Source organism: Sedimentibacter sp. (assembly GCF_032080165.1).
In the GTDB taxonomy this organism is placed as follows: domain Bacteria; phylum Bacillota; class Clostridia; order Tissierellales; family Sedimentibacteraceae; genus Sedimentibacter.
This window is the reverse complement of sequence record NZ_DAMASY010000009.1, coordinates 127556-151231: the sequence shown is the minus strand read 5'-3', so window position 1 is coordinate 151231 and position 23676 is coordinate 127556. Positions and strand designations below refer to the sequence as shown.

Annotated in this window: 19 protein-coding genes; 4 read left to right on the top strand and 15 right to left on the bottom strand. The window is 32.5% G+C overall.

What is annotated here, in order from left to right; genetic code table 11:
- Window positions 1-98: 98 nt before the first annotated feature.
- From ord to RT412_RS12965, 4 genes are all read right to left on the bottom strand, one after another.
- A complete protein-coding gene (gene ord / locus RT412_RS12980; protein ID WP_313340972.1) occupies window positions 99-1157 on the bottom strand; it encodes a 2,4-diaminopentanoate dehydrogenase in 1059 nt (352 codons plus the stop codon).
- Between the two features lie 349 nt (window positions 1158-1506).
- Window positions 1507-2898, bottom strand: a complete 1392-nt coding sequence (locus RT412_RS12975) for a sigma 54-interacting transcriptional regulator (protein ID WP_313340975.1) — start codon at window positions 2896-2898, stop codon at window positions 1507-1509.
- Between the two features lie 90 nt (window positions 2899-2988).
- Window positions 2989-4164, bottom strand: a complete 1176-nt coding sequence (locus RT412_RS12970) for a cation:proton antiporter (RefSeq protein ID WP_313340977.1) — start codon at window positions 4162-4164, stop codon at window positions 2989-2991.
- Window positions 4157-4483, bottom strand: coding sequence for a hypothetical protein (locus RT412_RS12965; protein ID WP_313413296.1), 327 nt, complete (start codon window positions 4481-4483; stop codon window positions 4157-4159). The genes RT412_RS12970 and RT412_RS12965 overlap by 8 nt, the downstream gene beginning before the upstream one ends.
- A gap of 347 nt (window positions 4484-4830) precedes the next feature.
- Between RT412_RS12965 and RT412_RS12960 the strand changes: the two genes are divergently transcribed.
- The 3 genes from RT412_RS12960 to RT412_RS12950 all read left to right on the top strand — a co-directional run bounded on the left by RT412_RS12960 (window position 4831) and on the right by RT412_RS12950 (window position 9075).
- Window positions 4831-5379: a DNA-3-methyladenine glycosylase I gene (locus tag RT412_RS12960; protein WP_313340981.1), complete on the top strand. Its 549-nt coding sequence runs from the start codon at window positions 4831-4833 to the stop codon at window positions 5377-5379.
- A gap of 141 nt (window positions 5380-5520) precedes the next feature.
- Window positions 5521-7251, top strand: a complete 1731-nt coding sequence (locus tag RT412_RS12955; protein WP_313340984.1) for a methyl-accepting chemotaxis protein — start codon at window positions 5521-5523, stop codon at window positions 7249-7251.
- An 87-nt stretch (window positions 7252-7338) separates the two neighbouring features.
- Window positions 7339-9075 carry a GGDEF domain-containing protein gene (locus tag RT412_RS12950; protein WP_313340986.1) on the top strand — a complete coding sequence of 579 codons (1737 nt, stop codon included), beginning with the start codon at window positions 7339-7341 and terminating at the stop codon, window positions 9073-9075.
- A gap of 30 nt (window positions 9076-9105) precedes the next feature.
- On the opposite strand, the gene RT412_RS12945 is transcribed toward RT412_RS12950, so the two are convergent.
- From RT412_RS12945 to RT412_RS12900, 10 genes are all read right to left on the bottom strand, one after another.
- On the bottom strand, window positions 9106-10005 hold the full coding sequence (locus tag RT412_RS12945) for a DMT family transporter (protein ID WP_313340989.1): 900 nt from the start codon (window positions 10003-10005) through the stop codon (window positions 9106-9108).
- 190 nt (window positions 10006-10195) lie between these two features.
- A complete protein-coding gene (gene pcp / locus RT412_RS12940) occupies window positions 10196-10840 on the bottom strand; it encodes a pyroglutamyl-peptidase I (RefSeq protein WP_313340992.1) in 645 nt (214 codons plus the stop codon).
- A gap of 15 nt (window positions 10841-10855) precedes the next feature.
- A complete protein-coding gene (locus tag RT412_RS12935; protein ID WP_313340995.1) occupies window positions 10856-11845 on the bottom strand; it encodes a peptidase in 990 nt (329 codons plus the stop codon).
- A 16-nt stretch (window positions 11846-11861) separates the two neighbouring features.
- The gene (locus tag RT412_RS12930; RefSeq protein WP_313340998.1) at window positions 11862-12806 is read right to left on the bottom strand and encodes a DUF979 domain-containing protein; all 945 of its coding nucleotides are present in this window, start codon (window positions 12804-12806) and stop codon (window positions 11862-11864) included.
- Complete coding sequence (locus RT412_RS12925; RefSeq protein WP_313341000.1) at window positions 12803-13498, bottom strand: DUF969 domain-containing protein; 696 nt, start codon at window positions 13496-13498, stop codon at window positions 12803-12805. Before RT412_RS12925 ends, RT412_RS12930 begins: the two co-directional genes overlap by 4 nt.
- 36 nt (window positions 13499-13534) lie before the next feature.
- A complete protein-coding gene (locus tag RT412_RS12920) occupies window positions 13535-16795 on the bottom strand; it encodes a M14 family metallopeptidase (RefSeq protein ID WP_313341002.1) in 3261 nt (1086 codons plus the stop codon).
- Window positions 16796-16808: 13 nt separating this feature from the next.
- Window positions 16809-17876, bottom strand: a complete 1068-nt coding sequence (locus RT412_RS12915; RefSeq protein WP_313341004.1) for a Xaa-Pro peptidase family protein — start codon at window positions 17874-17876, stop codon at window positions 16809-16811.
- Between the two features lie 149 nt (window positions 17877-18025).
- Window positions 18026-19456, bottom strand: coding sequence for a sigma 54-interacting transcriptional regulator (locus tag RT412_RS12910; protein ID WP_313341006.1), 1431 nt, complete (start codon window positions 19454-19456; stop codon window positions 18026-18028).
- A 251-nt stretch (window positions 19457-19707) separates the two neighbouring features.
- Window positions 19708-20130 carry a DNA-binding protein gene (locus tag RT412_RS12905; protein WP_313341008.1) on the bottom strand — a complete coding sequence of 141 codons (423 nt, stop codon included), beginning with the start codon at window positions 20128-20130 and terminating at the stop codon, window positions 19708-19710.
- 85 nt (window positions 20131-20215) lie between these two features.
- Window positions 20216-20956, bottom strand: a complete 741-nt coding sequence (locus tag RT412_RS12900) for an SH3 domain-containing C40 family peptidase (protein ID WP_313341011.1) — start codon at window positions 20954-20956, stop codon at window positions 20216-20218.
- 215 nt (window positions 20957-21171) lie between these two features.
- On the opposite strand from RT412_RS12900, the gene RT412_RS12895 reads away from it, so the two are divergent.
- Complete coding sequence (locus RT412_RS12895) at window positions 21172-21645, top strand: hypothetical protein (RefSeq protein WP_313341013.1); 474 nt, start codon at window positions 21172-21174, stop codon at window positions 21643-21645.
- A gap of 100 nt (window positions 21646-21745) precedes the next feature.
- On the opposite strand, the gene RT412_RS12890 is transcribed toward RT412_RS12895, so the two are convergent.
- Entirely contained in the window at window positions 21746-23551 is a 1806-nt protein-coding gene (locus RT412_RS12890) for an FAD-dependent oxidoreductase (RefSeq protein ID WP_313341016.1), read from the bottom strand.
- Window positions 23552-23676 lie beyond the last annotated feature (125 nt).

Here is a 23676-nt window from a genome sequence, read left to right as displayed (position 1 = left end):
CTAATACTTTCCTGTGTATTAAAACCCATTCGCCTTTTTTTATCATTTCTACACTCCTTTTTTCGCTAACCCACCGCTTATCTGTCGCCTGTCTATTGTTATTTTACTATTTTGCATTCAGGATCGATTAATTCTCTCATATCTCCCATTATTGCTCTTGGAACAGGTAATGAAATCATAGTTTGCAAGCCAGGTTTTGCATTGATTGTTTGAGGAATCATATTAACACACATAGCGATTGTTCCGATTCCGCCCGGTACTTCAGGAGAATTAACCATATTGATATTTGGAGTACCTTTAATAATTACATAGTCACCTGTTTGAACGCCAACTTGTTCCGGTTCGATTTGCTGTGGGTGATCCATTTCTATTTTTAATTCTCCGTCAATATATCCGAATCCCTTCATAGCAACGCCTGCTACGTTTCCTGCAGCGGCAAATCCATAAGGAGATTTTCTGTCTACGTCTGTAACTATTGAATCCATAGAAGTAGTTACTTTATCAACCTTCCAGCCGATTGCATCTGCTATCATATTAATTGATTCTTCAAAACCAACATGACCTGCCAATGTACCTGTTTCAACGCCTTTTTTAAATTCATCAACTGTTATACCAATACCTTGTTCATGCATTACAGTTGGCCCAAATGGTGATAGACTGTTAACTCTTCTTGATACTATATGGTCAACTGATTCGCAGCATCCTGTCATAACAACAACCAATAAGTCCATTATTAATCCGGGGTTGATACCTGTACCTAAAATAGAAACTCCGTTAGCTTTTGCTATTTCATCTAATTGTTTAGCATGTTCAGGTGATTGAGCTTGAGGATAAGCCATTTCTTCAGCACTTGAAACTACGTTTATTTTTCTTTCCAAACAGAATTTTAATCTGTCGAATGCAACTTTTGTATATGAGTCTGTACAGCATAAAACAACGTCAGCTGATTTTTCTTTTATTACATCTTCGGGAGTACCAATTAATACTTCAGGTCTGTCTCCCCTTTCAACTCCTATTATTTCATACATGCTTTTTCCGAGTTTTGCGCCTCTTCCAACTGCACCTACTATGTCAACACCTTTTTTGCTTAATAACATTTTAGCCATTCCGGAACCCATCGCTCCAAGTCCCCAAATAATTACTTTCACGTTTTGCATTTTACAACCTCCAATAGTTTTAATTTTTAAATGATAACATTTTCAAGTTAGTACTCACCTATATAATTAGCAATATCTGTGCCATTATTCAAAAAATGTATGTTATGAAAATTCTCTGCCATTTTATAACATTCCAATTTCAAGGGTATGTCCATTTAGATAAAATTTACTTTTATTTATGCATTTATGGAATTTTAATAAATAAAACAAAAAAACAAGTAAAAAAGCAAATATTTTTGCATAAACCGCAAATATATTTGCTTTTTTGCGCATACAGCATAAGCGACTGACACCAAATCTCACTTACAGTATAAGCGACCGACACCAAATTAAAATTTGGGTCATCTGCTTACTTAATATTATACTTTTTTATTTTGTGCTGCAGCGTTTGACGTTTAATTTTCAGTTCCTCAGCTGATTTGGTTATGTTGTATTTATTGCTCCTAAGGGTTTTTTCTATTATCCTTTTTTCTAAATTGCCTAAATATTCATCTAAACCATTATCCCCTAATTCTTTTTCTTTTAATGCAAAGCTATTTTCTGAATCAAAGATTGTAAAGTGATTTTTATTAAGAATCTTATCACTGTCGTCCACCATGCTTATTGCCGACATGATAATATTTTCCAACTCTCTTACGTTACCGGGATACTCATAGCTTAGCAGGCAATCCTGAGCCGCTTGAGAAATTGAAAGAATTTCTCTGTTAAATCTTTCATTGTATTTATTGATAAACTTACTGGCCAAAAGCAATATATCCTCTTGTCTGTCCCTAAGTGGAGGAACATTTAACTGAATTACATTTAATCTGTAATATAAATCCTTACGAATCCTTCCGTTTTGTAAAATTGCTTCGGGAGATTCATTACTGGTTGATATAATTCTCACATCAATAGGAATATCATTGGTTCCACCAACCCTGCGTATATAATTTTCCTGAAGAACTCTCAGAAGCTTTGCTTGTAATTCATATGGCATGGAATTTATTTCATCTAATAAAAGGGTTCCTCCGTTTGCTTGTTCAAACAACCCCGCTCTGTCAACGGCACCTGTAAAACCACCCTTGGATGTACCAAACAACAATCCTTCAAGCAAGGATTCCGGCAAGGCAGCACAGTTTTGAGCTATAAAAGGTTTGTCCCGTCTTGAGCTCTCAAAATGTATGCTTTGTGCTATAAGTTCCTTCCCTGTACCGGTTTCACCTACTATAAATACAGATGCAGAGTTTAGGGAGGCTTTTTTAGCTCTTTTAACAACCTCCATAAAACTGTCGCTTTTTCCGATTATATTATTAAAATTATATTTTCTGATTTTTTTTGTTTTTGCTTTTTCCGGCTTGCCTATTTCATTTTGCAGCTTCAAAATTGTATGAGACATTTCAGTCATTTTTGTAATGTTTTTTGCAACCTCAACAACCGCAATAACTTCATCATTTATTACCACAGGCAGCGTTGTATTAATAGTAGTTATTTCTCTTCCGTCTTTGTTCAAATAAGTTTGTTTAAGATCAGATGTAATAGCACGAGATTTTAAAGCTTTTAACAAAGTACTGTTTTCTATGTTTAAATTTTTAAAAACTTCACTAAATGGTTTTTTCATTACTTCTTTCGTTTCCATTTTTTCAAGCTTAGACATAGCTTCATTATAAATTATCGTATTTCCATTTTTATCTAAAACATGTACACCCTCATCTATATGGCGCAAAATATTTTGCAGTATAGACAAATATTCTTTAGCTTTCATAATGCCCCCAAAAAGAATTCCTTAATAAATTAATAAATCTATTATACACTGTTTTTCCAATAAAATAAATCATAAAAACAAAAACCGATTTTATTTAATTTCTCCTGCCTTGGTTAAAGTTAACTTTGTTACCAAAGGTCCTATTAATTCATAAATAATTGTTCCACATAAAATTATTGTTTGAATTTTTAATCCGTATTCAGGTACTATAGTTGTAGCTATCCCCGCCAGTCCTATTGCAACTCCTGCCTGCGGAATTAAAGTAAATCCTAAATACTTAGAAACTACCGGCTCTGACTTTGAAATTTTTGCTCCGATTGAAGCTCCAAGAACCTTACCAACTACCCTGAATATTACATAAGTTAAGCCGATAAACCCTACCGAAGGCAATATAGTTATATCCAATTCCGCTCCGGATATTACGAAAAACAAAAGGAATATAGGATGTGTAATATTATCTACATTTTTGAATGTTTCATCGCTGTATTTTGATATGTTGGTAAATACGGCTCCCATCGACATACAAGCTAACAACGGAGACAATCCTGCTATATTTGATACTCCTACACATAAAAAAATCATAGCCAAAGCTATGGTTAACCTGTTACCATTTCCGGTATACCACGCTGTCATAAATTTTAATATAACTCCTATTGTAGCCCCAAATAATATTGACCCGATTATTTCAATTACCGGATCCATTAATGTCGTCAGTATTGAAACATCACTCATGCTGCCTATAGATTTAGCTAATGCAACAGATAATCCAAAACACGTTAAAGCGATGGCATCATCTATTGCAACAACAGGTAATAATGTGTTTGTTAACGGTCCTTTTGCATCATACTGTCTTACAACCATCAATGTAGCTGCAGGGGCTGTTGCTGCTGCTATAGCACCTAATACCAATGAAAAAGGTACATCATTTCCGGTTAATATTAAAACTAAATCAACTATTAATACTGCACCAACTGCTTCTGCAAATGCAATAATAACAGGAGCTTTTCCAACAATTTTTAAATATGATAGCTTAAATTCAGCTCCTATAGAAAAGGCAATTATACCTAACGCTATATCAGGGATAATAGAAAATTTTTCTATTGCCTCCATGGTCAATATATTTAGGCAATACGGTCCGGCAATCAGACCAATTATTATATATCCTGTTACATTTGGAAACTTAACTTTTTCCATTACCTTGCTGGACAGAATACCTAAAATTAAAGCTAATGATAAATAAGTATAAATGTTTAACAATCTATTCACCAAATCCTTCCGCATTCTTAATAGGAATAGTAAACATTATACCTGTATTAGGTTCACTTAAATCTCCAATAACCTCTTTTATCTTATCTTTTACTTCCTTTACTTGTTCCTCTTTTAATGCAAATAATAAAATTTTACTTTTAAGCTTTTCTTCATCAGATATTATGTATCTTAACATGCCAAACATAGGCAAGTCGTTCATGTTTACTAAGCTTTTAGCCATACCTGTACCATCGATGATAGTACCGCCTCTAACTCCGAATTCAGCTAATTTCTGCATAATATCGTCTACAAGCTCAATCCGTTTTAATATAACCATTAAAAGCTCCATTAAATCACCTATCCTTTCTTTATTAAATAAGGGCTTTGCCCGTCATTCAACGGTTTCAGTGCGGGATTGACCCCCCACTGAAAAAATTGAGTGGAACCCGCCGCCTATAGAAGCGGGTGACATTTAATTTAGTTATAATTAACATTTATCATAATAAAACTATATTAAGAGTTTGTCAAATTCGAAAGAATAAAATTCTTAATTCTATTATACCGCACTCCTTCAATTTTACAATATTTGTAAATTTAATAATCAAGACCTGCTTAATTATTGCCTGTTACTAAAATAGCTGTTATACTTTATCTATAACAAATCTGATAATATGAGAGGTAATTATGAACAGATGTCCATGGTGCGGCAATGATGAATTGTATGTAAAGTATCACGACGAAGAATGGGGAGTACCCGTTCATGATGATAAAAAACATTTTGAGTTTTTAGTTCTTGAGTCAGCTCAAGCAGGTTTAAACTGGCTGACAATTCTCAAAAAAAGAGAAAACTACAGAAAAGCATACGATGATTTTGACGCAATTAAGATTTCTCAATATGATGATAACAAAATTGAAGAATTGATGCAAAATGCAGGTATTATAAGAAACAGAAGAAAAATTGAAAGCTCAATAAATAATGCCAAAAGATTTTTAGAAATACAAAATGAATTCGGAAGCTTTGATAATTATATATGGAGCTTCGTGGATAATAAGGTTGTTAAAAATCATTGGGATGATATATCAGATGTGCCTGCTACTTCAGAATTGTCAGACAGGGTAAGCAAGGATTTGAAAAAGAGAGGTTTTAAATTCCTCGGCTCAACAATTATCTATGCTCACCTGCAGGCAACAGGTATAATTAATGACCATTTAATCAATTGTTTCAGATATTAAGGGGCTGTGACGCCCCCATCACTCCCAGTATTGCACATATACCATTGTATGTAAAACTTCAGTAAAATTACAGAAAAGTCGCTAATTTATTCATTCCATTTGACGATTCTCCTATCGAATATCGTATACAGGGAGAAAAGAATGAAAATATTAAAAAAAATATCATTTAATAGAAAAAAGACGACTATCTTTAAATTTAAATTTTCTAATTTGAAATTGGGCATAAAGTTAGCTTTTGCATTTGCTTTAGTAATTATTCTATTCTTGATACCAATTACAGTTAGCTTAGTTTATTTTAACGATACAGTCACAGAATTTAGTAAAGTAAATGATAATTCGATACCTGAAATATATCTTGCCACATCGGTGTATACTGATATAAAGCATATAGAAAAAAATCTTTATGCATCCATACTTACTAATAACATCTCAAAAAAGAAAGACTACATTGAGCTTAGCAATAATCTTTACGAAAAGATTATGAATAGTTTAAATATGTTACGTACACTTCGCCCGGAAAACAATCAAAGAATTGATGAATTAGTGACATTATTGGCACGAGAAAAAGAAGTAAGAGATGAAGTGCTTATTTCTGAATCTAAATCCGATGCTGAACGTATGATTTTTAATTCATATGATCCCACAGTCATAAAAATAAACAAAGCATTGGATGAACTCACAGGCTATATTAACGCAGAAATAAACAAAAGTGCAAATCTTTCACATAATAATTCTCATAAATCCATAAATATAACTATTGCTATGGCAATTGCAGTAATAGCCATGTCTGTTTTAATAACGATTAGTATAACGAATGATATAGTAAAACCAATTAATGAAATTGAGAAATTATCAAATTCTCTTTCAGAAGGAGATTTGTCATACAATATTAACTACAACTCCGATAATGAATTGGGTAAGCTGTCTAAAAGCATCCAAAACTCCATACTAATTTTATCATCATACATTAACGAAATAGATGAAGTAATGACAGAAATCTCAAAAGGAAACTTTACAGCCAAAGTTGATACTGAATTTAAAGGCGATTTTGAGCGTATAAAGCAATCTATAAATAAATCCGTCGTAATACTGTCAGAGGCGATTTTACAAACAAATTCGGCATCTGAAGAAGTGTTAAACGGTTCGGAACAGATAGCAATAAGAGCTCAAAGCTTATCAGATGGTACCTCAGAGCAGACAGGTACAATTGAAGAATTATCAGCAACTATAGAAGAATTATCAAATCGGATTAAATCTAATGCACATATATCTAAAGAAGCTAATTTAAATTTCAAAGAAATGAACAATGAAATCAATACAAGCAACAGTTACATGACTGACATGATACAAGCTATGAAAGAAATAAGCAATAAATCATATGAAATAGGAAAAATTATTAAAACTATAGAAGATATTGCATTCCAGACAAATATATTAGCTTTAAATGCAGCTGTAGAAGCAGCTCGTGCCGGGTCAGCCGGAAAGGGATTTGCAGTAGTGGCCGATGAGGTGCGTAATTTAGCAAACAGAAGCGCCGAAGCAGCCAACACAACATCAATATTAATTCAGGACACAATAAAATCTGTATCATCGGGAGATAAGGTTTTAAATCAAACTGCAAAATCTTTATCAAATGTAGTATCAAATTCAACACTTATAAACGATACAATTAATGAAATATCAAGTGCAACGCAGGAGCAGGCAGCATCCGTAGAGCAAATATTATTTGGAATTGAACAAATTTCTAAAATCATTCAAAGGAATTCCTCAATTGCAGATGAGGATGCTGCAACAAGCGCAGAGCTTTCAGCTAAAGCTCAGGAATTAAATAACTTAATAAATAAATTTAAAATTAATAAGTCAATGGTTTGATATTTTACTTAAATTTTACACAATACATATAAGAAAAATTTATTAAAAATATACAATAAGTTTAAACACATACCAAATGGAGAAAAAATGTACGAACGTTTAAAGGGTGAATTAGAATATATAATTGAAAATAAACAAATAAAGACAGTTTTTCAACCCATTATATCCCTAAGAGACGGTAGTGTCTTAGGACATGAAGCATTAAGCAGAATTATCTGCGATAGTTTAATAGAAAATACGGAAATGCTGTTTAACACAGCCGGTTATCATAATAAACTTTGGGAACTTGAGCTTCTATGCAGAACTACTGCCCTTGAAGCAGCATATAAATTTATGATCCCTCCATATAGCAAGAAGCTCTTCCTCAATGTTAATCCTAATATTATCCATGATGATCAATTTAAAAAAGGATTTACAAAATCATTTTTAAGCGAATATAATATTAAATCTGAAAATGTGATTTTTGAAATTACTGAAAGAAACGCAATTAAAGACCTTAACCTTTTTATTATAACTATTAAGCATTATAAAAACCAGGATTATAAAATAGCTATAGATGATGCCGGAGCCGGATATTCAGGCTTAAATCTAATCAGTGATGTGAACCCCCATTATTTAAAACTTGATATGAAGCTTATTCAGGGTATTAATACTGATAATTTAAAATATGCTTTGGTGAAGGGTATGGTTGAGTTTTCCAAAGCATCAAATACAAACTTGATCGCTGAAGGAATAGAAACCTATGAAGAGTTGGAAATGCTTATTGATTTGGGTGTTCACTATGGACAAGGTTACTACATCCAAAAGCCAAACACGGATATATCAGATATAGATATTGATGTACTCAATGCTATTAAGAGAATTAACCAAAAGAAAAATAATATGAATAACAATGTTATAAGTAACATTTATATAAAACATTTGTGTACATCATCATATGTTGTTAATCCCGATGAAAAGGTATCTAAAATTTATGAAATTTTCAAATTAAATCCTAATATGTCAGGATTATGCGTAGTTAAAAATGAAATGCCGGTTGGGATAATTACACAAGAAAAGTTGGCTTTTAAGCTAAGCGGACAATACGGTTATACATTGTATCAAAATAAACCGATATCAGATATAATGGATAAAAACTTCTTGTCAGTTGATTATAAAACATCGGTTAGCGAAGTTTCTAAGCTATCAATGGCTCGTCCAAACCATAAGCTATATGATTTTATTGTTGTCACAGAGGATGAAAAATACATCGGAATAGTTACAATAAAGGATTTATTGGAAAAAACCACAGAAATTGAAATTTCAGCTGCAAAACACCAAAATCCTTTATCGGGACTTCCCGGTAATCTCTTAATAGAACAACGTCTGACCCAATGCTGTGCAGGTATGGACGATTACACCATAGCATACATAGATATTGATAATTTCAAAGCATATAATGATTGTTACGGATTTGAAAAAGGAGACTTGGTAATCAAGCTTCTTTCGAATTTACTCAGAGATAATTTTGCCGAAGAGCAATTTGTAGGTCACATAGGCGGAGATGATTTTGTTGTCATTTTAAATAAATCTGTAAATGAAAGCTACTTTGATGATGTAATTAAAAAATTTGAATATGAGGTTCTTAACTTTTACAATGAAACAGATATAAGAAACGGATTTATTACAACAATCAGCAGACAAGGAAATATAGAAAAATTTCCTCTTATATCTCTCACATGCGTTATAACAAATAATACCGGAAAAATTTTTACCAACATTTTTGATTTAACCGAGCATCTTGCTGAGATGAAAAAAATAGCAAAGCAAAACAAATATTGTTAAAAAATTGGGGAAAAACCCCAATTTTTTACTTTATAATATAAATAAAACAGATACACCTATTACTGATATAATTGCTCCGAATATTTCCTTTGGAGATACCTTCTCCTTGAAAACATATATTGAAAAAGGAATTATAAGCACAGGACTTATAGATGTTATAGTAGAAGACACTCCGGTGGTTGTATATCGAACAGCTAATAAGCTGGCGGTTACTCCTAAAACAGGACCAAATAAAGAGCCCCAAAACAAAGGTTTAAGTGCTTCTTTATTTTTTATATCTACCTTTAACTTGTCCCACCCTTTCATAAAAATAAATACAACTGTAAAACCAATCAAGCCGGCAATTATACGTATTTGAGTAGCTGCGAACGGATTATAGCTTCCCATACCTATTTTGCTTAATACCAATCCTGATGATTGACCAAGTGCGCCTATAAATGCATAGGTTATTCCCTTAATAGAACGGGATAATTTAAAATTATTGCCTTCAGGATTTCTAACTAAGACTACAACAAAGATACCGAATATAGTGATAACCATTCCCAAAAAATCAGTGATGGTTATTACTTCATTTATAGTTATAAATCCTAAAAAGGCAGTAATCGGTGGAACCAATGCCATAATAAGCATTGATATTCTCGAACCAATCTCTAAAAATGATTGAAATAAGAATAAATCTCCGATAACAAAACCTACAAAACCCGATATGCTTAACCAAATCCACTCGTGTGAACTTGCATCCAATGGTAAAGCCATTCCTCTTGAAAAGGTTGTAATTAAGCTGATTAATATAAAACCTATTATTAATCTGATATAATTTACTGACAAAGAACCTATCTTTTTACCTGCTAATTCAAAGCTTACAGCAGTAACTGTCCAACAAATTGCTGTAATAAATGAGTATATTTCTCCTAAATGAGATTGAATCATTATATTGCCTCCGCTGAAATTCATATAACAAATTATAGCAAAAGCAACTTTCATTTACAAATGAAAGTTTATTACCTTTAAAAAATTATTCGATAATTTTTATAAATAAAAAGCTCAACAAATTTCTATTGAGCTTTCTAAATTAATAATAAATTCTATAGGTCAAATCACTTATTGAATGAAAGTACATTTACATTATAGTTCCCATGGATTCATTTATTTCTTCGATATTCTTAGCAATTACTTCAAGAGCATATTCTATAGCCTTTGAAATAGTTTCCACAGGCATACTGGCAATCCCGTCAGGTTTTTGTGCTGCTTGCTCAGTTGAAAACGGCACATGAATAAATCCTGCTTTTATATTAGGATAACTCTTGTGTGTCATATATAAAACATTATACATAATACTGTTGCAAACATAAGTACCTGCAGTATATGATACATTGGCAGGAATACCATTTTCTCTAATATGATTTACCATAGCCTTTACGGGAATTGTTGCAAAATATGCAGTATCCCCATCCTCTTTAAGTTTTTGATCTAAAGGCTGCTCTCCGTCATTATCGGGTATTCTGGCCTCAGCCAAATTTATTGCAACCTTTTCTACAGTGATACTCGAACGTCCGCCGGCTTGACCTATACTAAGAACAACATCCGGCTGATGTTTTTTTATACCTTCTTCCACAACTGAAACGCTTCTTGTAAATACTGTAGGTATTTCAAGTTTTATTATATCTGCGCCTGCTATACTGTCCGGAAGAAGTTTAACAGCCTCATAAGCTGGATTTACTTTCTCTCCACCAAACGGATCAAATCCTGTTACTAATATCTTCACAAAAAACACCTCCTGTTAATATATTTGCGGTTCCGGAATAATAAACCTACCTTGTTGCATAATTTTTCTATTATCTGCGTATATATCCGGTTCTAAGCTAACCAAATCAAAATGGCCGCTTGCCTCATGAGAACCTCCAAGAGCTATATTTCTTCCAAACCCAATGTGAAATGTACCGTAGGCTGATTCATCCTCTATATAACAATTACCTTCACATTTGGAATAGGAATTTAATCCTATTCCAAATTCTGATGCAACATACATGTTTAAATCATTATAACCTTCTATATACTCTTTAAGCAGTAATCCGCTTGAATTCTGATCAATTTCAGTTATTTTGCCTTCTGAAAAAGTAATTTTGACAGATCTTTCGGGTTTTCCTAAATAACCAAGAGAACCATCCACAATCATTGTTCCTTCAGTCTTATTTTCCTCAATCGGAACGTATATCTCAAAACTTGCAGATGAATAACCTTTCCCGTCTCTTACAACTCCGTTAAAAAACCCGGGTATGCGACCTTGTTTATATACCTTCAGATTAGTTCCTGAGCTTGTTGTTATATGTATCATTGATGAATTGCTGATATATTTCATAACTACATTTGCCATCATCTTGCTTTTTTTCGTATCCATTGTAATAAAATCATACGATAACATTGATTTGTTGTTATTTACCGAGAGCGGAAGCGATAGAAATCTATTACCTTTTTCTATTGCTTTTTTTGCTGCTCGTGTTGTTATTAGTGAATAGTCAGTAGCGCCAATAATAGCAGTATAATCGTCAAATATATTTTCATTTTCATCAAAAAACACGCCAACCTGAATTCCGGATTTCTCTACAATCATTATGTCTACAAGTGCATTCTTTTTAAGTGCATATTCTTTCAGAGCATTAGCTTCTAATAAATGCTTGTCACTGGTTACAATCAAAAGCCTGTCCTTGCTTTTTATTTCCAGCCAGTCACGCATTACTATCCGAACACCATGCTCCAGATAATTTTTCATGTAATACCTCTGTCATTTATTTAAAGATAATCATATAAGTAATCTGGAAAACAATCATAATCAATGCCGGTATTGCCTGATTCTTTATAACTCCCATTCTATCTTTCATGTCTAACATTGCAACAGGTACTATGTTGAAATTTGCTGCCATCGGCGTACATAATGTTCCGCAATATCCTGATGTCAGTGCAATCATACCGATTAATACCGGGTCGGCTCCATACGCCAATACAAATGGAGCACCAATGCCGACAGTCATAACTGTGATTGCAGCAAATGCATTTCCCATTATCATTGTAAACAGCATCATACCTATTGCATATACGATAATACCTACATTCACATTTCCCTGAGGTACAATAGTACCTACTAATGAAGCAATAACTTCACCAACTCCTGCAGCCGTAAAAATTGCCCCAAGACTTGCCAACAGCATTGGTAACATACTAAGAGGTCCAACGGTAGACAATAAACGTTCAGAGTCTTTTAAGAATACTTGCACTCTATTTTCAGGAGAGTAAATCATCAATAAAATAATTGAAGTAATAATACCGGCTCCTATACCAACCAATGCTCCTAATTTTGTAAAAATTGCAAATATGATTGCAAAAAAACCGATTGTTAAAGCAGGTATAAAGATTTTCATTCCTATTTTATCAAATGCAGCCTTTGTTTCATCTTGAGTTGGAGTATACTGCTTTCCGATTTTAACTTTTTGGAGTATTGACGGAATTGTCATAACAATAATTATTACACCATTAACCATCGTAGGTATCCATCTTCCAAATGCCAAAACAATACCTAACGAACACCAAAAAATTCCTGTTCCTATTCTGGAGGGATTTTCTTTATCTGTGATATTTTTTATTCCTGTGTTTAACGTAATAAGCCCAATTATTATATAAATAACTTCTAATAATTTTGTACCCAGGGCTACTTCCGGATTCATAAAGAAACTCATGCTTTTTCCTCCTCTTTTTTATTTCCATAATATTTTTTGATAAGTTTTTTGTCCTTTAGATTGTAATAAATAATAGCTACTATAACAGCAGTTATGCCAACCGGGATTTCTACTTTTACCAAATCAATAAGTTCAACAGTATATCCCAGAGATGCTAATGTTGATTGTACTAACAGACCACCTGCACCTCCTACGAACAACACCTGACAGAAAAACCAAGCAATATTTTCCATGCCTGAAGACATGCCTTTAATATCTTCAAGATATTCTTCGTTAACTTCTTTTCCGGATGCTTCAATTGCTCCGGTTGTCATAGGCATAATAATAGGTCTTACAAATCCGGCAACCCCGCCAAAGCTTACGTTGAATGCAGCGAAAATACCTCTCATAACTCCATAAGCACCGATAATTTTTCCCGGCGAAGCTCCCTTAATTCTTCCTATAAGATTTGCAGCTGCCTCTTTAAGCCCGTTTCTTTCTAAAGTTCCGGTTACAAGCATGATCAATATAAATATCGCCATGCTTCGGTTAGAAACAAATGAATTCCCAAGAGTATCAAGGAGGCCTGTGATACCAAGTCCTCCCACTAAAGCTGTCACTACTGCTGCACTTAAGATTATAAGAATAGAATCTTTTTTAAGTGCAAAACCGATAATAACAATCAGAATTCCTAATAATTTTATTAGTTCCATTTTATTCCTCCTTAAAAAATATTATTTCAAAGCGTATTAAACAATTATTGGTCTTTGTCTGATACTGCTTATTGAAATTTCGTTTTCTGATATTAAGCACTTGCTTTCGTATAAGCAAGTACAATTCATCAGCATATTAATTATTGCTTCATCATGAGTTACATGTGCTCTTGCACAAAGATTCAAATAGTCATCTTGTGCTGTTTCATCAGCAACCTCACTTGTATAGGCTACGGTTGTTATCCAAGGGAATCGTATTGACGGATATCGATGATTTGACTCATGGTTGAATGGTATCCAATAATTAATCATGTCTTTGTAATAATTAGCAGGGAATTGTTTTGGCATCCACTCGTGAGCATATTTTTCAAACCTTGTCATCCATTCTTTGTTCCATTTTGTAATTTCTGTTTCCTTAGATATTGCATCCGCAATCACTTCTTCTATTTTTTTATTAACTGTAAAGTTACTTTTATACACTTCATCCGAAACAAGCCAATAATATCCATATAGTAAAGAGCGTGGTAACCAAAAGCCCTTATATGACGGGGATGTATAACCTGAGAATTGTTGTTCCCATTCATGAGTCGGTACTCCATGATTGTCAATAATTAAATCCGGCAAGAATTTTTCCCATAATCTTGTCAAGCCTAAGGCTTCGGTATGTATGGTATTCATATCAAAATGTTCATAGTAAAATTCTTTACCGATTGCATTAAATCTTGCAACGTGCAGTTTCCATTTAGGATTATTTTTTTGAAGCTCATAATGTATTGCAGTTCCGTCAACATTTTCCATAGGAACTATAACAAGATTCAATTTTTCAGCAAGATTTTTATATTTACTATCTGTTAATATTTTTTTCAACAGAATAAATGCGGCATTAGTGCTTGATACTTCATTTGCATGATGCCTTGAATTTATAATTTCTGACGGAAGATTGTTAATGCGCTTAACCCTTGAAACATATCCCTCTAATTCAGGAAGTATTTCTATAGCGTAAATATCTCTTCCTAAATAAGATTCTGCAATCTTATACACCTCAATACCGGGAACACTCTTTAACTGTCTTATGATATTAATATATTGATCATATCCTATTAAGGTGTTTTCCATTAAATCAATATCCAAAATATCAAGGGTCTTATCTTGTTCTTTATGCTCAGCAATCTGTGCCTCAAAGTGAGTATCGTTCGATAAAATAATAATCTCATTTATCCCGCTAAATGAATTACTGATTTCAAGGACTTGATTATTTAATAAATAAGTAAAACTGTCTATCAGCTTCTCATTGTTAATATTTGTATTTAAAAATGCTGTGATTTTACCATTTCTTTGACTTAATTTCTGTATGTACAGTTCAACATGTTCTCTTTTAAACTCACTTACTATAATTCTGTTATATGATTTGATACATGGATTTTTTTCTAATTCGTCATATAAAGTTACTTTAAATGTTGGTTTTCCTTTTCCTGTGGTTATATCAGGCAGAATAAGACCCGGTGCATCAAGTATGATATTTGCTTTTTCAATTCCGTAATTTTTAAAATAATCCAATCCGACAAAATACATATCTTCATGCAATCCGTCTAATGTGGAAATTAAATCCTCTCTAAAGGGCAATTGATAATCAGGTTCACTTGCTGTTATTTCTAAATGCAGCTTTGCAAAAAACGGCTGTGCCTCAATGTTTATGTTATTGCCTGTTTTTTCTTCGATAAATTTTCTGCAATCAGGCAGTACTTCCTGCTGATAAATATTCCATATATTTTCAACATCTGTTACAACATTTTCATTTACGATTTCTTCACCGTTAACAACAACCTTTAAATATCCGGTTGATGGATGCACCTTCCCCATCTTCGGAAGGTCATCAATATAAGGTCTTTCGGAATATACTGCTTTATAAAAATCTCTGAAAATCACATTGTCTTTTTCTCCGTATGCCTCAATTTCGTAGGTTAAATCATCTTCGCCATCATATTTTACAAATTCAACTTTATTTCTATGAATTTGAAGTTTATCGGCGATGATATCGTCAACCGGGTATAATTCCTGTAAAAAGCGTATCGGAATATCAAACCATTTGTCCGGATTATCAGTATTTACATTGTTATATGTTGGCGTTGCGCCGTTTTCTTCAATCCATTCTTTTACCCCGTCAGGTAAAAACGGTTTAAATTTTATTATGATTTTATTAATATCTTTACCAGCTAACTGAGGCAGAATCACTTCATCTATCCACGATATTCCTTGTTTGTATGAACGCAGTATCTGTATTCTGTCTGATATAACATTCCTTTTTCTTAACTCTTTTTCAACATCTAAAGATAATTGTCTTCTAACGTTTATATCTTCACTGACGGCGCCGTATATTTCAACCTTATCCTCAGGTTTTAACCTCTTATAAACTTTTTCTTCCAAAATATTTTTTAAAACATCCATTTCCCAGGTTATATCGTAAGATTTTTCATATATCTTTTTTAAATCTTTGTGATTCATGAATTCTACTTCAGGAAACAGAGGTTGTACTTTACTTAATTTTTCGTTAATTTTAGGTGACACATATGCAGTAATGTTACCCTTCAGCTCCTGCCAATAAGTCTTCAAATATGCCAACTGCCCATCCAAGTTTTTCATTGCAAAGCTTTCAGTAATATCCTGCAAATTATTAGTCCATGTTCTTCCTTCAGGCTGTATCGAGAAACACTCACATATGTCAGATGAAAACTTTTCAAGTTCTTCACCTTGTCCAAATATACGTACATTTATATTTTCATTGCTTCCTATAAGCTCCATTCCGCATTCATTGTCATTTTCAAAAATCAGCCTATTTCCGTTCCAATCATCATCGGCTACTATCGGTCCTTCAAAAGCAGTTGTTTCCATTCCAAATCGAAATGCAAAATTACATGCTGCTGTTAAGACAGAAAGGTCACAATCTTTGGGTATTATTATCTTGAAATCTAATTTATCAGGCAACTGATCGTAATTTAAATCTTTTAACAACATACCTTTTGAGAATATTGATTCTAATCCTTTCTTTTTTCTCCAGTCAAATTCAGGAAGGGGCTTAGCTGATTTGCTGGCTGAAACATATTCTTCCGGCCATTTTGCAGATTCAATTTTGAATATTTCCTTCAGATGAGATAAATTATCTGCTATTTTCATCCCACTTTCCTTTGATGCTATCGGAAACTTGGCAGATGTAGAGTAAAAACCCATTATCAAGCTTTGTTCAACTGCTCTTTTCTTTTGTTCTAAGCTTAAACCTTCTGTTAGCCAAATTTTATTCATTGTTTCACCTCATTTATATACTTATCAAATTCCTGCCTGAGTTAGTCAATATTTCAATGTCTTTATCCTTTATTAACACTACATCTTCTAATCTTGCACCACCAAATCCGGGAATTGACATACTTATTCCAATGCTGTAAACTTCATTTGGCACCATTTTTCTTTTAATACCCGGTTTTATTGAATATCCTTCGATTGTCTGAAGGCCTCTCCCGTGACCAATTGAAGCAAGAAAAAAATTATTATATTCAGTACATTTCTTTTCTCTTTCAAAAATATGATAAAGTTCTTCGTACTCCATATGGGGTCTTGCTGAATTCAATATTTTCATATATATATCATACAAACTCTTATACATTTTTTCATACTCGCATCTGACATTGCCAACTGCTATCATTCTTGCCAAAGCAGATGTATAACCTTCGTAATTTACTCCAAAATTTAATAAAATGAAATTACCCTTATTAACAAAAACATTTTTATCGGGCAATGAGTACGGCATTGATGTTTTTTCTTCTATCCCTATAATCGGATTAAACGAGTATCCGTCACCTCCTTCTCTTTTTATAATATAATTCATCTCAATTTCTATATCCTTTTCACTCATGCCTTCAGAAATAATCTTGAGCAACCCGTAATAAGTTTTATCTGCAATATCGCATGCTGCTTTAATTTTGGATATTTCTTCAGATGATTTTATAGCACGGCTTTCTTTAAAAGGTTCTTTTAAATTTTTAAATGAGATATTATTAAACGAATCTTTTAATTGTAAATAAAATTCATACTTGATATTACAAATGTCAATTCCCAATTTTTTTACATTATTTTGCTCAAGTAAGTAGCTGAATTCTCTGATAAAATCTAATTCATCTTCAACAACAGTCAAAATAAAACCTGTGCATTGTATCTTTGCTTGTTCCATATATCTTTTATCAGTAATAATATAATGACTATTCTTTGCAAGCAATACTAATGCTTCTTCTCCTGTAAACTTACTTACATAAGTAATATCATGTTTATTTGTTATTAATATCGCATCAACATCATTAGCTATTATTAAATCAAGTATTTTTTTATCCATTTTATTCTCCTAATTTATTCTTATTTGCAAAATCCATACCAACTGACCTATGCTTACAATTTATTGAAATGACGCATATTTTAAAAACTACACTATATTTAATTACGGTTAAAATAACCTTAATTATAAAAAATCACCATTTTCGGTGATTAGTAAATAGGTTTTATATTGTACTTTACAATTTTATTTTTTAATGTTTGCCTAGGTAATCCTAATTTTCTGGATGCTAATGCAACATTACCGTTAGATTCATTTAATGCATTCTTGATAATATTTATTTCTATAGATTCAACTATTTCATTAAATGTTTTATTATTGTCATATTCTTCAAAAATAAAATTATCCAAATCTTTGTCTAAGGCTGCAGAATTGCTAACCTCACATAATTTTATTCCTTCCTTTATCATAAAATTATGTATATCCTCAGATCTTATTATATTGCCTTCAGAAAAAATCATTATTCTTTCGATATTATTCTTTAGTTCTCTAACATTACCATCCCAGTTTATACCTTTAAGAAGTTTCATTGCCTCATTTTCGATAGCTAAAATATTTTTATTAAATTTCTTATTGTATATTTTTATAAAATAATTCGTTAAAAGCTCTATATCATGTGGTCTTTCCCTTAAACTTGGTATTTTAATGTAAATTACATTTAATCTATAATAAAGATCTCTTCTGAAATTACCCTTTTTAATAACCGCAAACGGCTCCTCATTAAAAGATGCAATTATACGCACATTGGCTTTTTTTACTTTTTTGTCGCCTATTCTCATAAAAGTATTTTCTTGAAGAACCCTTAATAATTTTGCTTGTAAGTGAATATCCATAGAATTTATTTCATCCAGATAAATTGTACCTCCTTCAGCTATTTCAAAAAGGCCCGGCTTATCCTTAGCACCGGTAAAGCTGCCTTCGGTTGTTCCGAATAATAAACTCTCAAGTAATGTTTCAGGAATTGCTGCACAATTTTGAGCAACAAACATATTGTTTCTATTTTCCTTTGAAGCATTATGAATACCTTGCGCAAACAATTCTTTTCCCGTACCCGTTTCACCATAAATTAATACCGGAGAATTGCTTTCAGAAGCCTTATGTGCCAAGTTAATTAAATGTCTCATATGATTGTCATTTGTAATTATACTATCTAATGTATATATAGTGCCATTATTGACAGTTATGTTAATATCAATTTCACTCTCGGTATGTGCATATATATGAGTACTTTTTATTTCATTTGATAACCTGTATTTTTCATCAATAAGCTCCAGCAATTCTAAAATACCTGCTACATTATTCTTTTCGTCAAAAAATGGATTAATTTCACTCTTATAAAAAACGTTATTAATTTTAATAATTCTATCTGCAGTTAATCCGGTATTTAATACTCTATGATAATCACCTATCTCATTTTGACTAAATATGTCAGAGATATAAGAGTTCATTTTTATGTTATCGAAAACTAACTTTGCATGCTCACTGAAATATATAAGATTTAGGTTCTTATCATAGTGTAAAATTATTATTTTCTTCGTTGATAATATATTATTAAGTAATTTTTCATAATCTACTTTTCTCAAAATCTTCACCTTCCTTATATTTCAGTAAAAAAAACGTACAATGCCTTCCGTTATGTATCAATATGAAGCACTTAACGATTTGTATAATTATTATACTACCACCATTATTATATATGTACAACATTGATTATAGTTTTTATGTATTGTATATTTTACAGGCTGTCTGATAACCAAGAGATTAACTGAAATATAGAAATTTTAAGTTGAATTTTATTAAAAAAGCAGCTTAGTTTTTTAGCTGCCTGATTTTATTAATTAAATTTAAGTAGGTTAAGACCGGATTCTTCGTTAAATTTCCTGTCAACAATACCATCCGCAATATGTATAAACATTTCGCACGTGGCACTTACTATTGCTTTGCTTAAATGCCCGCCGTATACTTTGTTTTCTCTGTCCGATGCACTCAAGTGAATGTGAGAATATAATTTACCGTTCATTGTTGTAATACTTCCTGTAAGCGATACTATTTCAAAATCTCCCATATAATCTTTAGAATAATATTTCTTTTCAGATGTATCAAATAATCCTACGGTAATTTCATTAACTGCTCCAAGTGCATTTACATTTGCTAACTTAACTTGTTCTTTTTCACAAATTTCTATTAGCTTCTCAAGAACCTCTTCTCCATAATCAATTCTTGCGACAATAGTACTGTTAAATCTTTTATATTCCATAATTCCTCCTCCGTTACAAAATATTAAAAAGCTCCCTATGACTAATTTTACCACAGAAAGCTTTTTATTCGATTTTAATTTCAACTTAGTTTATTACTCTTGTTGCACCATAATAATAATTAGCAAAATATCCCGTTGTTAATGAACTAATCTCAACATTCTGTCCGGGTACCGTTGAATGAATAAAATTACCGTCACCTACGTATATTCCCACATGACTTAAACTTGAAGAGCTTTTTGTATATTTAAAAAACACTAAGTCGCCGGGCATCAATTGTGATTCTTCTACAGGTATTCCTATAGAATATTGTTCTGTTGAGGTTCTTGGCATAATCACACCGAAATTGGACATTACATATTGCACAAAACCTGAGCAATCAAACCCTTTAATTGTGTTTCCACCAGCTAAATATGGTGTGCCAATAAGTGTTTTAGCATATTCAACGATATTATTTCCGTTGTAATTTGTACTATCTATAATAGTTACATACTCTGCAAATACATAAGCAGCTTTAGAATCATAGATTATTTCATACCAACCTTCCATATCTGATTTTATTTCAATGGTTGTCCCAAGAGAAAACTTACCTAATTTCTCATAATCAGTAGAAGGACCGCTTCTGATATTTAATATCTCAACATTCACCATACCTTTTTTCTCTGTAACTTCAGGTTGAACATTGGTTTCGTCTTTAACTGCTTCATTTTGTTCAGTAGCTTGTACATTTTGTTCATCTTTTATTACTACCTCTGTAGCAAAAGCAGTATTAAACAGCATTAATAATGATATTCCGGTAATAATAATTACTTTTCTAAAATTTATCATATGTATATTCCTTGTTTAAAATTTATATAATGAAAACGATTATTTAATTATTATATCAAAATTTGTTGTTTTAGTCAATTGTAACATTTTTAATTGAGGCACATCCGGGCATATTAAAACAACTATTGATTTGAATATGAGGTTACATTTTTTTTTAAAAACATATAATGAAATAAATAAAAATTTTTTTAAGAAATTTTAAGGAGAGATATTAATTGAATTGCTATAGTAATAATTATAATAAATATGGAAATTATGTATGTCAAAATCCAAGATTTGATGTATTTATGAATGAAATACCTGTCAGTAATGAATACGGATTTATTGAGCTTCAAGTAACTAAAGATCTTGGTAGGGAAGTTGCTACAGGCGCTTTGTTAACAATTTATGTAAATCATAATGGTGATCAAATTCCGGTAGCTAAATTAAATATAACTCAACATCCAACATTAATTAGGCTTCCAATCGCACATCCCTCAGGTACATTGGTTAGAGGAGCTGAATACTATTTCACTCCATATAATTTAACTATTGAAAACGAAGGATATTATAGAATAGCAACACAAAATATTCGGCTTTTTCCAAATATAACAGCTTCGTTCTTTTATAACTTAAATAGAATAATACCCGGTGAATATAATCGCGAAGAAATTACAATTATTCCTCCTCATCCAAGGGATCAGACATAGCGTTACCAGTCATTTATTTTTTTCAGTGGGGTTCAATCCCCACTGAAAAAATTAAAAAGCACCAGCTAAACTGATGCTTTCTTGATTATTAATCTATCTATTATTTTATGCTTTGTGCTGCATGTGCTCCGGATATACGTCCGCTTGTTGCAGCAAATTGAACTGCACTTCCTGACATATATACCTGGTTGTACAATACTCTGTTCGCACATTCTCCTCCGGCATACAGGTTGTTTATTATACTTCCATCTTCTCGTAGAACCTGGAAGTTTTCATTAGTTTTTACTCCACCAAATGTTCCCATTGTTTTTGGGTAAATCTTTAATGCATAATAAGGTGCTGTTTCTATAGGTACTAAAAAGTTATTGCTTTTACCAAGACTATCTTTGCCCGCTTTTGCTCCTGCATTATAATCTGACATAGTCTTTGCAAGTACTGCTTCAGAAACTCCCATAGCTTTGGCTAACTCTTCATAAGTATCCGCTTTAACAACCTCACCTGTAGATAATGCTGTTTCAAGAGATTCAATAACCTTTGAATTTGCTTCACTTGAATCTAAAATTATCCAAGGCGTTTCTTGCTGCGAAACAATGTTTGTAACTATTGCATAATGAGTCTCTTCATTTATGAAACGCTCACCTTTTTCATTTACAAGAACTTTGGACCAATCCCAAGCTAATCCGCTGGTTCCTTCTACTTTTGTTCCAAAGGACAATCCGATAGACCAAGGATCTTCGTATAAAGCTGCACCAACTTTTTCTGCCATTATTATTCCGTCGCCTGTATGTCCTGCCGAAGCAGCACTTATTTCAGCAGTTCCGGCTAACTCAGGAGCAAATCTTTTCAAAAGCTCTTCACTTTTAGCAAATCCACCTGCTGCCAAAATTACCTTTTTTGCATGGATTATTATATTACCGTCTTTGCCTTCTGCTTTAACACCGATTACATCTCCTTTTTCATCTGTAATCAGTTCTGTAGCTTTAGTTTCAGTCATAATTTCAATGCTGTTCTTTTTTAAGAAATTTTCAATGCTTTGTATGAAAGCTGCGCCACTCTTTTTTCCATCAACTTCTGCAGGGAAGTGAATTCTTTTAACATGATCAACTCCGTAACCTTCTACGCTGCCATATTTGTGACCAACGTAATCAACAAGCCATTCAGTCGTTATTACGGCTTCATCCATAAATTTATCTACAAAATTGTAATCAGGGTAAATACTGTCAGGATTGCTTGTATCCTGACGCTCCTTCCAAAGCTGCATCCATGATTCCTTTGTATCAGTAATACCTAATTCACGTTGAAATTTAGTATCAGTTGCAGAAACTCCACCACCTGACAAAGCTGTGGAACCTCCTGTTATTGCAAGTTTCTCCAATACTATTACATCCGCACCGTTTTCATAAGCTGAAGCGGCTGCTGTTAAACCTGTTCCTCCCGCACCAACAACTAATATGTCTGTAGTCAGTTCAATTTCTTTATTATTATTTTTATTTGAACTTTCTTTTACTTTAAGAGCTTCTACGTTGCCGCCAGCTTGTTTGATGCAATCTTCAACTGCAGCTATAACTGCTTTTGATGTGACCGTTGCACCTGCAACAGTATCTACTGCCAATGTTTGACCCTCTGAAATTTCAGATGTAATACGTTCTATAGCTATATCCCCTAACCCCGGTGTTTCTGCATGATCTAATATCTTAACCGATACTATTGATGTATCATTTAATTCCACTTCTGCCTTTAAATCACCATTATGACCTTTAACTGTAGAAGTATATGTGCCTGCTTTAAATATTGCATCTTCCTTAGCAGGTGTAGCGTTTTCTTTGTCTGTACAACCAGCCATCCCTATTATTAGCAGCATGGTTATCATAACACATGTTAAAATTCTCGATATTTTTCCTTTCATTGTTACCTCCATTAAAATTAGGTTAATATATTAACAAACTTGTGGTTTATTTTAAATTATGGAGTAAAATCCATGTCAAGCACCAATTTAGATGATTTTTTAATCACAAAAATAAAAAACCTCGG